At 68.3% G+C, this 14,531-nt stretch carries 11 protein-coding genes; 5 read left to right on the top strand and 6 right to left on the bottom strand.

Going from position 1 to position 14,531, the window contains the following annotated elements:
* Positions 1 to 4: 4 nt before the first annotated feature.
* Both crtB and F3S47_RS13780 read right to left on the bottom strand, forming a co-directional pair.
* Positions 5 to 1,024 (bottom strand): 15-cis-phytoene synthase, encoded by a 1,020-nt coding sequence (gene crtB, locus F3S47_RS13785; protein ID WP_150445861.1) that lies wholly within the window; start codon positions 1,022 to 1,024, stop codon positions 5 to 7.
* A complete protein-coding gene (locus F3S47_RS13780; RefSeq protein ID WP_150445860.1) occupies positions 1,021 to 2,550 on the bottom strand; it encodes a phytoene desaturase in 1,530 nt (509 codons plus the stop codon). Before F3S47_RS13780 ends, crtB begins: the two co-directional genes overlap by 4 nt.
* A 96-nt stretch (positions 2,551 to 2,646) precedes the next feature.
* On the opposite strand from F3S47_RS13780, the gene crtA reads away from it, so the two are divergent.
* Genes crtA through bchO form a run of 4 tightly spaced genes read left to right on the top strand, consistent with a single transcriptional unit; the run spans position 2,647 to position 6,867 of the window.
* Positions 2,647 to 3,354: a spheroidene monooxygenase gene (crtA, locus tag F3S47_RS13775; protein WP_150445859.1), complete on the top strand. Its 708-nt coding sequence runs from the start codon at positions 2,647 to 2,649 to the stop codon at positions 3,352 to 3,354.
* On the top strand, positions 3,351 to 4,355 hold the full coding sequence (gene bchI, locus F3S47_RS13770; protein WP_150445858.1) for a magnesium chelatase ATPase subunit I: 1,005 nt from the start codon (positions 3,351 to 3,353) through the stop codon (positions 4,353 to 4,355). Before crtA ends, bchI begins: the two co-directional genes overlap by 4 nt.
* Positions 4,348 to 6,006, top strand: coding sequence for a magnesium chelatase subunit D (locus tag F3S47_RS13765; RefSeq protein ID WP_150445857.1), 1,659 nt, complete (start codon positions 4,348 to 4,350; stop codon positions 6,004 to 6,006). The genes bchI and F3S47_RS13765 overlap by 8 nt, the downstream gene beginning before the upstream one ends.
* 3 nt (positions 6,007 to 6,009) lie before the next feature.
* Positions 6,010 to 6,867, top strand: coding sequence for an alpha/beta fold hydrolase BchO (bchO, locus tag F3S47_RS13760; RefSeq protein ID WP_150445856.1), 858 nt, complete (start codon positions 6,010 to 6,012; stop codon positions 6,865 to 6,867).
* On the opposite strand, the gene F3S47_RS13755 is transcribed toward bchO, so the two are convergent.
* Positions 6,849 to 7,715: a ribokinase gene (locus tag F3S47_RS13755; protein ID WP_150445855.1), complete on the bottom strand. Its 867-nt coding sequence runs from the start codon at positions 7,713 to 7,715 to the stop codon at positions 6,849 to 6,851. The two genes, bchO and F3S47_RS13755, sit on opposite strands and share 19 nt — an antisense overlap.
* A 25-nt stretch (positions 7,716 to 7,740) precedes the next feature.
* Positions 7,741 to 9,996 carry an NADP-dependent malic enzyme gene (locus F3S47_RS13750; RefSeq protein WP_150445854.1) on the bottom strand — a complete coding sequence of 752 codons (2,256 nt, stop codon included), beginning with the start codon at positions 9,994 to 9,996 and terminating at the stop codon, positions 7,741 to 7,743.
* A 128-nt stretch (positions 9,997 to 10,124) separates the two neighbouring features.
* On the opposite strand from F3S47_RS13750, the gene mutS reads away from it, so the two are divergent.
* Entirely contained in the window at positions 10,125 to 12,758 is a 2,634-nt protein-coding gene (gene mutS, locus F3S47_RS13745; protein ID WP_223877828.1) for a DNA mismatch repair protein MutS, read from the top strand.
* A 15-nt stretch (positions 12,759 to 12,773) separates the two neighbouring features.
* Here mutS and F3S47_RS13740 read toward each other — a convergent pair whose 3' ends face one another.
* Entirely contained in the window at positions 12,774 to 13,391 is a 618-nt protein-coding gene (locus tag F3S47_RS13740) for a nucleotide exchange factor GrpE (RefSeq protein ID WP_150445853.1), read from the bottom strand.
* A 12-nt stretch (positions 13,392 to 13,403) separates the two neighbouring features.
* On the bottom strand, positions 13,404 to 14,468 hold the full coding sequence (gene hrcA, locus F3S47_RS13735) for a heat-inducible transcriptional repressor HrcA (RefSeq protein ID WP_150445852.1): 1,065 nt from the start codon (positions 14,466 to 14,468) through the stop codon (positions 13,404 to 13,406).
* Between the last annotated feature and the right edge of the window lie 63 nt (positions 14,469 to 14,531).

Below are 14,531 nucleotides of genomic sequence, written 5' to 3'. Positions count from 1 at the left end.
CGACCTAGGCCCCGATCCGCCCCCGGCCAGCCCGATCGCGGCGGGCGAGGTCCGCCATCAGGTCGAGCAATTCCACCGTGCGCTGCGGCGCAGGTCCGGTTCGGGCGGCGGCATCGACGAGGTACGCCGTTTCCGGCAGAGGCGGGGCGTGCAGCACGGCATGCCTGGGCATCATTGAAGTCGTCGCGGATAAGACGACCGCCTCCCCCATCAGCGCGATCTTCTGGAGCGAGCCGGTCCTCGCCCGCATCGAGACGGAGTCGTGTCCGTTCCGGCGGATCTCGCGCCCGATGGCCGCGTAGATCAGACGCGCGGCCCAGATCCCGGTACGCGCATCGACCGGCAGGGCGGCGATCCCGGACTCGGCCCGCAGGTAGAGCCGCCGGGCCTCGGCCAGCAGCCGGGCCACCATGCGGCGGACTGGGTCCGTCGGGAGCGGATCCCGGAGGAAGGCGTCAGGGTCGACGCCCGCTTCCGCGAACCAGTCCATCGGCAGGTAGAGCCGTCCGGCGCGGGCATCCTCGCCGACATCGCGGGCGATGTTGGTCAGTTGCATCGCGACACCGAGGTCGCAGGCCCGCGCGAGCGCATCGCGATCCCTGACGCGCATCAGCACGCACATCATCGCGCCGACAGCCGAGGCCACCCGTGCGGAATATGAGGTAACCTCGCTCAGCGTCGCGTATCGGTCGCCGCGCGCGTCCCAGGCGAGCCCTTCGAGGAGCGCCTCCGGCAGAGCGCGGGGCATCTCGAACTCCTCCACGATGGCGGCGAAGGCGCGGTCGGTCGGCGTGTTCCGGGGACAGCCCGCGTAGGCAAGCTTGAGCCGGTCGCGGAGAGTCAGGACGGCGCGCGCCTTGTGGTCTCCCTCGTCGACGGCATCGTCCGCAAGCCGACAGAAGGCATAAAGCGCAAGCGCCGGGTCCCGGACGCGGGCGGGCAGAAGGCGCGAGGCCGCGTGAAAGGAATAGGACCCGGTGCGGATCGCGTCGCGGCAGTAGGCGAGGTCATCGGGATCGATCATTCGGCGGCCAGTCTGACATCGGCGGCGGGGGCGGGTGGAACGAGGCTGTCGAGCACCTCCGCCGAGGCGATGACCCCGGGTAGCCCCGCCCCGGGATGCGTTCCGGCCCCGGCGAGGTAGAGCCCCTTCGCCTCCTCGCTGACGTTGTGGGGGCGGAACCAGGCGGATTGAAGGATCCGGGGCTCGATGGAAAAGCCGCTCCCGTTTGGCGAGAGATAACGCGTCCGGAAATCCTCCGGCGTCAGGATATGGCTCGGCCCGAGGTGGGCCTGGAACCCGGGAATGTGGGCCTCGAGGACCTGGGCCACGGCCTGGCGATAGGACTCCCGACGCTCGGACCAGTCGACCGGATCCTCCCAGCCGAGATGCGGGACGGGCGAGAGAGCGTAGAAGGTGTCGTCTCCCTCCGGCGCGACGCCCGGATCGGTGACGGAGGGCCGATGGAGGTAGAGGCTCATATCAGGGGCGAGGTGTCCCCGCCCGAAGATGTCCTTCAACAGCTCGGCATAGCGCGGTCCGTTGATGATCGTGTGGTGACCGACGTCCCTCCACATCTGCCGGGTGCCGCGTGTTCCGAAGTACCAGACGAAGAGCCCCATGGACCAGCTGGCGCGGTTCAGCCGGCGGTCCGTCCAGCGTGTGCGCGGCGACTTGCGCAGGAGGTGCGCGTAGGTGTGCCCCGCGTCGGCGTTGCTGACGATCAGCGGCGCCGAGAGGGTCTCTCCGGTCTTCATCCGGACGCCCCGTGCGCGACCTTGATCCAGCAGGATCTCGTCGGCTTCCGCGCCGAGGCGGATCGTGCCGCCCTGGTCGCGAACGACGGTCGCCATGGCGTCGGCGATCGCCTGGACGCCGCCGATGGCATAGTGGACGCCGAAGGTCTTCTCTAGGTGGCCGACAAGGGCGTACATCGAGGTGACGTTCGAGGGGTCGCCCCCGATGAAGAGCGGGTGAAAGCTCAGCGCCATGCGCAGGCGATCGTCCTTCACCAGCGACTTGGCGAGGGACAGGATCGAGCGGTCCGCTCTCAGTCGCGCGAAATCCGGCAGGACGCGGATCGTCTGGGACAGCTTGTGCATCGGCATCCGGCCAAGCCGCTCGAACCCGATGCGATAGCGGGCCTCCGATCCCTTGAGGAACCGCAGGTACCCGTTGACGTCGCCAGGAGACAGGCGGCGGACTTCCTCTACCATCCGGTCGGTGTCGGCGCAGGCCTTGAAGGACGAGCCATCGGGCCACCGGATCTCGTAGAACGTATCGAGCGGTCTGAGATCGACGTCCGACCGGAAGTCACGGCCGCAGGCGGCCCAGAGATCGGAGAAGAGCTCCGGCATGGTCACGATGGTCGGGCCGAGGTCGAAGCGGTGTCCTTCCATCGTGATGGAGGAGCCCCGACCGCCCGCGCGATCCAGCCGGTCGACGACCGTCACCGCGTAGCCCTTGGCACCGAGCCGCATCGCCGAGGCCAGCCCGCCCAGCCCGGCGCCGATCACCACCGCTCGATTGTCGCCGGAAGCTGTCAACATAGCCTGACACTAGGACTCGTTTGCCAACCTGACAATACGGCCTTTGCAGGTTGGGTGACATATGTCAGGCTAGATTGACACTCTCTGGAGTTCTGCATGGGCGATTGCGCCACTCTCAGCCTGTTCCGGTTCGACCGCCGTCGGGACCGTGCCTGGGCCTTCGCCCAGATGGGCCTGGCCCGGGGAGAGCTGCGCCGCACACCCGGACTCGGCTTCTGGAAGCTGGTGGGCTCGGGGACCGGCGAGGGTTTTACGCCCAAGCCGAACACCGCGGTCTGGGGCATCCTGGCGACATGGCCCGACGAAGGGACCGCGCGGCGCCAGACAGCGAGCGCTCCGGTCTTCCGCCGCTTTGCCCGCCGCGCGTCCGAGAGCTGGACGACGTTCCTTGCCCCGCTATCGACACGCGGACAGTGGTCGGGGGAGTCGCCCTTCGAGGCCCGCGAACGGCCGGGATCCGGTCCGCTCGCCGTGCTCACCCGGGCCAAGATCAGGCCCGGTATCGCCCCGAAGTTCTGGAGCCGCGCTCCGGCGATCAGCCGGGCCATCGGGGCAAACTCCGACGTTCTCTTCAAGATCGGCGTGGGCGAAGTGCCGTGGCTCCAGCAGGTGACCTTCTCCATCTGGCCCGATGCCGACTCCATGGCGCGATTTGCCCGCCGTGGACATCATGCCGAAGCCATCCGGGCGGTTCGTGCCGAAGGCTGGTTTCGCGAAGAGCTCTACGCCCGGTTCCGGGTTCTCGGCGATGCCGGGACCTGGGGCGGACAATCTCCCCTCGACAGGACCAAGGAAGCCGCATGAAGACGCCGTTCCCCTTCTCCGCCATCGTCGGACAGGACGAGATGAAACTGGCCCTGATCCTGACTGCCATCGATCCCGCCCTGGGGGGCGTTCTCGTCTTCGGGGACCGGGGGACGGGCAAGTCGACGGCCGTCCGGGCACTCGCCGCGCTGCTGCCGCCGATCCGCCAGGTGAAAGGCTGCCCGGTCAATTCGGCGCGGGCCGAGGAGGTGCCGGACTGGGCCGGACTCGAGACCGCCGAGGTCGTCGAGGCCCAGACACCCGTCGTGGACCTGCCGCTTGGCGTGACAGAGGACCGGGTGACCGGCGCGCTGGATATCGAGCGCGCGCTGACCCGCGGGGAGAAGGCCTTTCAGCCGGGTCTGCTGGCGCGAGCCAATCGCGGATACCTCTACATCGACGAGGTGAACCTGCTCGAGGATCACATCGTCGACCTGCTGCTCGACGTGGCCGCATCCGGCGAGAACGTCGTGGAACGCGAGGGTCTCTCGGTCCGACACCCTGCCCGCTTCGTGCTCGTCGGCTCGGGCAATCCCGAGGAGGGAGAGCTGCGGCCGCAGTTGCTGGACCGGTTCGGTCTTTCAGTCGAAGTCGCCTCTCCCGGCGACGTCGAGACCCGGGTCGAGGTGCTGAAACGGCGCGATGCCTACGACCGCGATCATACCGCCTTCATGCTGCGCTGGCAGGCCGAGGATGCCGCGATCCGCGACCGCATCCTGAAGGGTCGGGTGCAGTTGGCCGAACTCGAGACGCCGGCGGAGACGCTGTCCGATGTGGCGACACTTTGCCTGGCGCTCGGCGCCGACGGTCTGCGCGGCGAACTCACCTTGCTGCGGGCCGCACGCGCCTATGCCGCCTGGCGCGACGATACGGCGCTGACGCGGAAGCATGTGCGCGACGTGGCCGCCATGGCGCTCCGCCACCGTCTGCGCCGCGACCCGCTGGACGAGGCGGGGAGCGGTGCCCGGGTGAGCCGCACCGTGGAGGAGGTCCTTGCCTGATCTCGCCTGCCCCGTCCGGCGCGCTGCCCTGGCGATCGACCTGCTCGCCATCGATCCCGGGCTTGGCGGGCTGGTGCTGCGGGCGCGGCAGGGGCCCGTAAGACAAGCGGTCCTCGACCGTCTCTACCGGCTTCCCCTGCCCCACCGCCGACTGCATCCGCAAACCACCGACGAGACGCTGTTCGGCGGACTGGATGTGGAGGCGACCCTCGGCACCGGTCGCGTCACACAGCGCGACGGGCTGCTCTCGTCGCCATCGACACTCGTTCTCGGAATGGCCGAACGCGCGCCGCCAGCACTTGCGGCTCGTCTCGCGACGGCGCTCGACGGCGGAGCCGGCCACATCCTCGTCGCGCTCGACGAGGGCATCGATGAGGAGAGCTGCGCAGCCGCGCTGTGCGATCGGGCAGCGTTTCATGTGGACCTCGATGGCGTCTCCCCCTCCGACCTCCCTGACCTCGAAGACCCGGACCTGACTGCGGCACGGGCAAGGCTCTCTGCCACCCCCGTGACGGTCGATCTTCATCGCCAGATGGCGGAGCTCGGCGAGATGTTCGGGATCGAGAGCCTTCGCGGGCCCCTCTTCGCCATCAGGGCGGCGCGGGCGGTGGCGGCCCTGCAGGACGTTCCGCTCGGGACGGAGCAGGTCGAGATCGCGGTGGCACTCACGTTCGCGCATCGCGCGACGAGGCTTCCGGAGACGCAGGACCAGCAGGAGGCCGAACCGGAAGAACAGGAGTCACGCGAGGAGACCGACGCGAGCGACGGGCGGAATGGGCAGGAGATTCCGCAGGAACTGCTCATCGAGGCGACACGGGCGCTCGTGACGCCCGATCTGCTCGACCGGGCAAGGATCAAGGCGATGCGCGGCGCCACCGGGTCCGGGTCGGGCGCGGTGCGCAAGGGCAACCGGCGCGGGAGGCCCCTGCCCTCGCGCCCCGGACAGCTCGGGTCAGGCGCCCGCGTCGATCTGGTCGCGACTCTCAGGGCGGCTGCCCCTTGGCAGCCGTTGCGACGGCTATCCGCGCCCGATCGCACCGGCCTGCAAATCCGGCCCCCCGATATCCGTCTTCGCCGGTACGAGGACCGGTCCGACCGGCTCATCATCTTCGCCGTCGACGCGTCAGGCTCCGCCGCGCTCGCCCGCCTCGGTGAAGCGAAGGGCGCCATCGAGATCCTGCTCTCGCAAGCCTACGCGCGGCGGGATCACGTCAGTCTCGTGGCCTTCCGGGGCAGCGACGCGGAGACGCTTCTCGCCCCCACACGCTCGCTCGTCCGGACCAAGCGTCACCTCGCGGACCTGCCCGGTGGTGGCGGCACCCCGCTTGCCGCCGGCCTGCGCGCGGCGATCGAGGAGGCTCTTGCGGCCAAGCGACGGGGATTGGCTCCGACGGTCTGCATCCTCACCGACGGCCGCGCGAACGTGGCACTCGACGGAACAGCGAACCGACGTCAGGCCTCGACCGACGCCATCGAGATGGGTCGGCTTGCAATGCTGAACGGTATCGAGGCCCTTGTCCTCGATTGCGGTGTTCGGCCGGAACAGAGCCTGAAATCGCTAGCCCAGGCGATGGGGGCGCCCTACCTGCCGCTTCCCCGAGCGAATGCCGAACGTGTCTCGAATGCGGTCAGCGCCGCCCTTCGTGACTGATCGATGCGCTGGCCCGAAGATGCCGATGGCTGGCCCCTGAGGCAGTATTCTAGGCATGTTCTCTCCCGCCCCCATCGCTGGCACGTGCAGGAGGCGGGCGAGGGCGAAACGCTTCTGCTGATCCACGGCGCCGGCGGCGCGACACAGAGCTGGCGCGACCTTTTCCCGAGGCTCGCGAAGGCGCACCACGTCGTCGCGATGGACCTCCCCGGACAGGGCTTCACGGCGGTGGGCGCGCGCCAGCGTTGTGGCCTCGCGCCGATGGCCGAGGACCTGCTGTCACTGGTCGACAAGCAAGGATGGCGGCCCTCTGCCGTGATCGGCCATTCCGCCGGGGCCGCTATCGCCTTGCAGATGAGCCTGCACCGGGACATCGGCCCCGTACTCGGGTTAAACCCCGCGCTGCAGAACTTCGAAGGGGTGGCGGGCTGGCTCTTCCCTTCGCTCGCCAAGATCCTCTCCCTCAATCCGTTCAGCGCGTCGATCTTCACCGCGACGGCGACACGCTCCACGGTTCGCCGCTTGATCGACGGGACGGGCTCCCGGCTCGATCCGGAGGGGCTGGAGCTCTACTACAGGTTGGCCACGGACCGGGGGCACGTCGATGCGACGCTCTCGATGATGGCGCAGTGGTCGCTCGATGGTCTGCTGGAACGCTTGCCGCAGATCTCGGTGCCCGTGCGCTTCCTCACCGGTGCAAAGGACGGCGCGGTCCCGCCGCGAGTCGCCGCTGGCGCGGCGGCGCGGCTTGCCGACGCGCGCGTCGAGGAATGGCCCGGGTACGGCCACCTGATCCATGAGGAGGCGCCTCGGGAGGTGGCCCGCTGGATAGGGGAGACGCTTCAGGGCCTGAAGGCCTGAACCTCGGCAATATCGGGGATCACGTCGGAGGTGCCATGCCGCGTGACCATGAGTGCCGCGGCTCGCTGCGCGAGTTCAATCGCCTCTTCCATGGATGCGCCGCGGTCCAGCCCGGCGAGGAGATATCCGGTGAAAGTGTCGCCCGCGCCGGTGGTGTCCACCGGCTCGACCTTCAGCGCCTCGAAGTGGCGTGTGCCCTCTGCGGTGACCCAGTCGCAGCCCTCGGCACCGCGCGTCACGATGACGTCCGCAACGGGGAGATCTGCGATGCCCTGCCCGCTCGCCTCCTCCAGCTGCGCGGCCTCGACCGCGTTGAGCACCAGAAGATCGGTCATCGGCACCATCGCCCGGGCCGCCCCGGCGGAGAACGGGGCCGCTGCGTAGGCGACACGCAACCCGAGATCCTTGGCCAGCGTCGCGCTTTCTTCCTGCAGCACCGTCTCGTTCTGGGCCAGGAACCAGTCGCCTGTCTTCGCCTCGGAAAGCGCTCCTTGCACGGTCTCAACGGGGATTTCCGCGTTCGCCCCGGGAAAGAGCGTGATGGCGTTCTCTCCCGCGTCGTCGACGACGATGATCGCGTGACCCGTCGCGAAGGGCAGGCGGGCGATATGTCGTGTGTCCACCCCGGCTCCCGAAAGCCGATCGACGATCCAGTCGGAGGACTGGCCGATGGCGCCGATGTGGCGCACCTCGGCCCCGGCCCGCGCCAGCGCAACGGACATGTTCGCGCCTTTTCCGCCGAGATAGTGCCGCATTTGGGTGGCGGCCAAGGTCTCTCCGGCCGCCGGGATGTGGGGGACGGAGTAGACGATGTCCTCGTTGATGCTCCCGAGATTCCAGACGGCCATGGAACGCTCTCCTCGGACCCGGTGGTCAGTCGATCTTGCAGGCGGCGATGACGGCCATGTTCAGGATGTCGTTCACTGTCGAGACCGTGGAGCAGATCTGGATCGGCTTGTGGACTCCGGAGAGGATGGGCCCGATCACGGTGGCTCCGCCCATCTCCTGCATCAGTTTCACCGAGATCGAGGCAGAGTGGCGTGCAGGGACAACGAGGACGTTGGCGGGTCCGGTGAGACGCGAGAAGGGATACTTCTCAGCCGCCTTCGGATTGAGGGCCACGTCGACGGCCATCTCGCCCTCGTACTCGAAGTCCACGCCCCGGGAGTCGAGCACGCGGGGCGCGCGGTGCATCTTCTCGGCCCGCTCGGAGACGGGGTAACCGAAGGTGGAGAAGCTGACGAAGGCCACGCGGGGCACGAGGCCCAGCGCCCGGGCGACCTCGGCTCCGCGCTCCGCGATATCGGCGAGGTCGTTCTCGTCCGGCCACTCGTGGACGAGAGTGTCGGCGATCAGCACGATCCGGCCGCGGGAGAGGAGGGCGGTCACGCCGACGGCCCCGTCATGCGGCGCGGCGTCGAAGACGTTGTTGATCAGCTCCAGGACATGCGCCGACTTTCGGGTGGCCCCGGTCACCATGCCATCGGCGTGCCCGTGGGCCAGCATCAGGGCCGCGAAGACATGCCGGTCGCGCGCGGCCATCCGATGCACGTCCTGCTGATCGACACCTTTCCGTTGCAGGCGCTGGTAGAGAAAGGCCTTGTAGGTCTCGAGGTGCTCGGTCTTCGCGGCATTCACCACGCGAAGCTCCCGCACGGCGTCACCGAGACCCTCCGCCTCCAGCTTTTCCTTCACGTCGTCGTCGCGGCCGACGACCAGCGCCCGGCCGAAGCCGTTCCGCTGGTAGCTGACGGCGGCGCGCAGGACGCGGGGATCGTCGCCCTCGGCGAAGACGACGGTCGCCTGTGCGGCGCGGGCCCGGGCGTTGAGTCCCCTCAGGATCGAGGCGGTGGGGTCCATCCGACCCTTCAGGGCCAGCTCGTAGGCCTCCATGTCGACGATAGGCCGCCGGGCAGCGCCGGTCTCCATGCCCGCCTTGGCGACGGCAGGCGGAATCCGGTGGATCAGCCGCGGGTCGAATGGTGTCGGGATGATGTAGTCGCGACCGAAGGACAGCTTCCGGCCATAAGCGATGGCGACCTCGTCGGGGACCTCTTCCCGAGCGATCTCGGCCAGTGCCTCGGCGCAGGCGATCTTCATCTCGTCGTTGATCGCGCGCGCATGGATATCGAGCGCGCCGCGGAAGAGGTAGGGGAAGCCCAGGACATTGTTCACCTGGTTGGGGTAGTCCGAGCGGCCGGTCGCCACGATGGCGTCGACCCGCACGGCGTGGGCATCCTCCGGCGTAATCTCAGGATCGGGGTTCGCCATCGCGAAGATCACCGGGTTGTCGGCCATGCTCTCGACCATGGCCTGCGTCACGGCGCCCTTCACGGAGACGCCGAGGAAGACGTCGGCGCCCTCCATGGCCTCTTCGAGGGTGCGCAGATCGGTCTTCACGGCGTGGGCCGACTTCCACTGGTTCATGCCTTCGGTGCGGCCCTGGTAGATCACGCCCTTGGTGTCGCAACAGATGCAGTTCTCGTGCCGCGCGCCCATGGACTTGAGCAGCTCGATGCAGGCGATGCCGGCGGCGCCGGCCCCGTTCAGGACGATCTTCACGTCCTCGATCTTCTTTCCGGAGAGGTGCAGCGCGTTCATTAGCCCGGCGGCGCAGATCACGGCGGTGCCGTGCTGGTCGTCGTGGAAGACCGGGATATCCATCTCTTCCTTGAGGCGCTGCTCGATGATGAAGCACTCGGGCGCCTTGATGTCTTCGAGGTTCACACCGCCGAAGCTCGGACCCATCAGCTTCACCGCGTCGCAGAAGGCATCCGGGTCGCCGGTGTCCAGCTCGATATCGACCGAGTTCACGTCGGCGAAGCGTTTGAAGAGGACCGACTTGCCTTCCATCACCGGCTTGGAGGCGAGCGCGCCGATGTTGCCGAGGCCAAGGACCGCAGAGCCGTTGGAGATCACGGCGACGAGGTTGCCCTTGTTCGTGTAATCGTAGGCGGTTTCGGGCCGTTCGGCGATTTCCTCGCAGGGGACGGCGACGCCGGGGGAATAGGCGAGGGACAGGTCCCGCTGCGTCGTCATCGGGACGGTCGAGTTCACCTCCCACTTGCCCGGCGCGGGTTCCATGTGAAACGCCAGCGCGTCCTCGCGCGTGATCCGGCCCTTGCTCATCCTGCGGCTCCTCCCAGTGCTGCCAAGCCGGGATACCCGGCCCGCCGATGAGCGGCAACGCCCGTCTTTTCGGCTTTCGCCGCGCTGGGGCCTTTCGTAGTCTCCCCGCCCGAGGCCTTGGGGGACCCATGAACGTAAACGCGCAGGCCGTCACGCCGATGATGGCGCAGTATCTGGAGATCAAGGCGCAGCATCCGGACGCGCTGCTGTTCTACCGGATGGGCGACTTCTACGAGATGTTCTTCGAGGACGCCGTCGCGGCGGCCGAAGCCCTCGACATCGCGCTGACGAAACGCGGCAAGCACCTCGGAGAGGACATCGCGATGTGCGGCGTGCCTGTGCACGCGGCCGAGGGCTACCTGCTCACGCTCATCCGAAAAGGCTTCCGCGTCGCAATTGCCGAGCAGATGGAGGATCCGGCGGAGGCCAAGAAGCGCGGATCGAAGTCGGTCGTGAAGCGCGACGTCGTCCGGCTGGTCACGCCCGGCACCTTGACCGAGGATTCGCTGCTCGATGCCCGGCGGCACAACTTTCTCGCGGCCTATGCGCAGGTGCGGGACGATTGCGCGCTGGCCTGGGTCGACATCTCGACCGGGGCGCTCTCGGTGATGCCCTGTTCGCGCATGCGGCTCGGCCCCGAGATCGCGCGGCTCGGCGCGCGCGAGGTTCTGCTGTCAGAGGCGCTGGAGCGGGACCTTGCGGAGGTTATCGAGGACCTCGGCGCCTCGGTTACGCCGCTCGGCGGCTCAGCTTTCGATTCAACCAGCGGGGAACGGCGGCTCGCCGAGCTCTTCCGGGTCGGTTCGCTTGACGGGTTCGGGACCTTCGAGCGGGCCGAGATCGCGGCGCTGGCGGGCCTCGTCGAATACCTGGAGATCACGCAGCGCGGGAAGCTCCCGCTTCTCCGCGCCCCCGTCCGCGAGGCGGAACGCGCCTCGATGCAGATCGACGCCGCGACGCGGAAGTCGCTTGAGTTGACGCAGGCCATGGCCGGCGGGCGCGCGGGCTCTCTGCTCGGGTCGGTGGACCGGACGGTCACGGCTGGCGGCGCCCGGCTGCTCGAACGGCGCATCGCCGCGCCGTCGTGCCAGATCGATACGATTCAGGCCCGGCAGGCGGCGGTCGCCTTCGCGCTGGAGGATGTCCCGCTAGCGGAGGAGCTGCGGCGCGCCCTGAAGGCGGTGCCCGACGTCGACCGGGCGCTCTCGCGCCTCGGACTCGACCGGGGCGGGCCGCGCGACCTGGCCGCCGTGCGCGCGGCGATAGGGCAGGGGGCGGACATTGCCGCACGCCTGGAGGACAAGAGCCTGCCGGACCTGCTCGCCTCCGCTATCGGTGACATGCAGGGTCACGAGGAACTGCTCGACCTGCTCGACTCGGCGCTCGTGGCCGAGCCGCCCTTGCTGGCGCGGGACGGCGGCTTTGCCGCGCCGGGCTACGACGACGAGCTCGACGAGGCGCGCCGGCTACGGGACGAGGGGCGTTCGGTGATCGCGGGCATGCAGTCAGACTTCATCCGGGAGACCGGCGTCCAGAGCCTCAAGATCAAGCACAACAACGTGCTGGGCTACTTCATCGAGGTCACTGCGACCCACGCGGAGACCATGCGCGCACTGGGCGACCGCTTCATCCACCGGCAGACGACGGCGAACCAGGTGCGGTTCACGACCGTGGAGTTGTCGGACCTCGAGACGCGGATCCTCAACGCAGGGGCGCGGGCGCTCGAAATCGAGCGGAGGATTTTCGGCATCCTGCGCGAGGCCATCCTCGCCGAGGCGCCCCGGCTCATGGCGCTGGCGCGCGGGCTGGCGGAGGTCGACCTGGCCTTCGCGCTGGCCGATGTCGCGCGCGAGCGGGCCTGGTGCCGCCCCAAGGTCGATGACAGCCAGGCCTTCGCTGTCTCGGGTGGCCGCCATCCGGTCGTGGAGGATGCGCTGCGCGCCGAGGGTACGCCCTTCGTCGCGAACGACTGCGATCTCAGCGAGGCGCGGATTCACCTCCTGACCGGTCCGAACATGGCGGGTAAATCGACCTACCTGCGGCAGAACGCCCTGATGGCGGTTCTGGCGCAGATGGGCGCCTATGTCCCCGCCGACGAGGCGCATATCGGCATCGTCAGCCAGCTCTTCTCGCGCGTGGGCGCGTCGGACGACCTCGCGCGGGGGCGGTCGACCTTCATGGTCGAAATGGTCGAAACCGCCGCGATCCTGAACCAGGCGGACGACAGGGCGCTCGTCATCCTGGACGAAATCGGGCGCGGCACGGCGACCTATGACGGTCTGTCCATCGCCTGGGCGACGCTGGAGCACCTGCACGAGGTGAACGGCTGCCGCGCCCTCTTCGCCACGCACTACCACGAGATGTCCGCCCTCGCGGGCAAGCTCGACGGCGTCGAGAACGCGACGGTTGCGGTCAAGGAGTGGGAGGGCGAGGTCGTCTTCCTGCACGAAGTGCGGAAAGGGACGGCGGACCGGTCGTACGGCGTCCAGGTCGCCCGACTCGCGGGCCTTCCGGCTTCGGTCGTGGAGCGCGCCCGCGTCGTCCTGGAGACGCTGGAGAAATCGGAGCGCGAGGGCGGCGGAAGCCGGGCGGCAGTGATCGACGACCTGCCGCTCTTTGCCGCGATGCCACCCCCGCCTGAGCGAAAACCGGCCCACACCCCGGAGGTCGAGGCACGACTTTCTGAGATCCTGCCGGACGAACTCACCCCCCGGCAGGCTCTCGAACTCATCTACGAGCTGAAGTCGCTGGTTCGCGACTGACGAATCGCTGCCGGCTCAGGAGGCCGGCGTGGAGCTCACGCCGACCTGGGCCGGGCGCAGCAGGCGGTCGTGCAGCATGAAGCCGGTTGCGGCGACCTGGATGATCTCGCCCGCGGTCGTGTTGGGGACCGGCGCCTCGAACATCGCCTGGTGGTACTGCGGGTCGAACTTGTCGCCCACTTCGGGCTGAACAGGCTCGATACCGTGCTTCTTGAAGACGTTTACGAGCTCTTTCATCGTGAGCTCGACGCCTTCGAGCAGGGCCTTCGAGACCTCGCGGCTTTCCTCGTTCGCGGTCTGCAGCGCGCGCTCCAGGTTGTCGTAGACGGGAAGCATGTCGCGCGCGAGCTTGGAGCCGCCGTAGTGCTCGGCCTCGCGGCGGTCGCGATCGGCCCGTTTGCGGACGTTCTCGGCCTCGGCGAGGGCGCGAACGAAGCGGTCCTTCATCTCGTCGCGCTCCGCCCGTAGGGCCTCGAGCTCGTCGCTCCCGGACTGCGGCTGCGTCTCGGGCTCGATGGCCTCGTCCTCGGCCGCGTCGTATTCGTCCGGCTGGACGTCGCTGGGCTCCGCGTCACCCCGGAGTTCGGCCGCGACCTCGTCCATGAATTCCTGCTCGCTCTTCGGCTTGGCCATACTCTCTTTCCTTCAACCCCGGTCGGAGATCAGTCGGCCGACCAGTTGTGCTGTATAATCCACGATGGGAACGATCCGGCCGTAATTCAGCCGAGTCGGTCCGATGACGCCGACGGCGCCGACAATCTTACGGTCGGCGTTCATATAAGGACTCACCACCAGAGAGGAACCCGTCAGCGAGAAAAGCTTGTTCTCGGAGCCGATGAAAATTCGGACTCCGTCGCCGCCCTCGGCGAGTTCGAGGAAGTCGGCGATGTCGCGCTTGCGCTCCAGATCGTCGAAGAGCTCCCGGATCTTCTCCAGGTCCTCGGCGGCACCGTCCTCGGACAGGAGGTTGCCGCGGCCCCGCACGATGAGGCGCTCTGTCGATTCGCCCTTGTCCTGCCAGTGGACCATGCCCTGCTCGACGAGTTCCGCTGCGAGGGTGTCGATCTCCTGCCGGCGGGTGGCGATCTCGTGTTTCATGACTGTAGAGAGTTCGGAGAGTGTCCGCCCCTCGGCCAGTGCGTTCACGAAATTTGCCGCCTCGCGCATGGAGGAGGGAGTCTGTCCGGGTGGGGGCGTGAAGACCCGATTCTCGACGTGGCCATCCGCGAAGACCAAGACGACTAGGGCCCGCTCAGGAGCGAGCGAGACGAACTCGATATGCTTGACCGGCGCCTCGTGCTTGGGCGCGAGAACCAGGCTCGCCCCTCGTGTCACTCCCGAGAGCGCCTGCCCCACGGTATCGAGCAGACTGCCGACGTCGGAGGTATTGGAGCCGAGCGTCTCGTCGATCCGGGCGCGGTCCTCTCCCTGCAGGTCGCCGATCTCCAGCAGCCCGTCGACGAAGAGACGGAGGCCCATCTCGGTCGGCACACGGCCTGCGCTGACATGCGGCGAGCCGAGCAGGCCGAGGTACTCGAGGTCCTGCATGACGTTGCGGATCGTGGCTGCCGAGACCCGCTCCGTCATGGAGCGGGTCAGGGTCCGCGATCCCACGGGTGCGCCGGTTTCGAGATAGCCTTCGACCACCCGCCGGAAAACCTCGCGGGAGCGGTCGTTGAGCTCCTCGATCAGAGCGCTCTTCTCGGTCAAGGGCATTCATCCTCGCGCGAAAGCGTCGCAATTAAAGCCTTCGGTGCAGGCGCGTCAATCGGG

Origin of the sequence: Histidinibacterium aquaticum (assembly GCF_008710275.1) — a bacterium.
Classification (GTDB): Bacteria; Pseudomonadota; Alphaproteobacteria; order Rhodobacterales; family Rhodobacteraceae; genus Oceanicola; species Oceanicola aquaticus.
This window is presented reverse-complemented; position numbering and strand designations above follow the sequence as displayed.

Coding starts and splice junctions, on each gene's coding strand:
- crtB (WP_150445861.1), bottom strand. CDS start 1,024: ATGATCGATCCCGATGACCTCGCCTACTGCCGCGACGCGATCCGCACC.
- F3S47_RS13780 (WP_150445860.1), bottom strand. CDS start 2,550: ATGTTGACAGCTTCCGGCGACAATCGAGCGGTGGTGATCGGCGCCGGG.
- crtA (WP_150445859.1), top strand. CDS start 2,647: ATGGGCGATTGCGCCACTCTCAGCCTGTTCCGGTTCGACCGCCGTCGG.
- bchI (WP_150445858.1), top strand. CDS start 3,351: ATGAAGACGCCGTTCCCCTTCTCCGCCATCGTCGGACAGGACGAGATG.
- bchO (WP_150445856.1), top strand. CDS start 6,010: ATGCGCTGGCCCGAAGATGCCGATGGCTGGCCCCTGAGGCAGTATTCT.
- F3S47_RS13755 (WP_150445855.1), bottom strand. CDS start 7,715: ATGGCCGTCTGGAATCTCGGGAGCATCAACGAGGACATCGTCTACTCC.
- F3S47_RS13750 (WP_150445854.1), bottom strand. CDS start 9,996: ATGAGCAAGGGCCGGATCACGCGCGAGGACGCGCTGGCGTTTCACATG.
- mutS (WP_223877828.1), top strand. CDS start 10,125: ATGAACGTAAACGCGCAGGCCGTCACGCCGATGATGGCGCAGTATCTG.
- F3S47_RS13740 (WP_150445853.1), bottom strand. CDS start 13,391: ATGGCCAAGCCGAAGAGCGAGCAGGAATTCATGGACGAGGTCGCGGCC.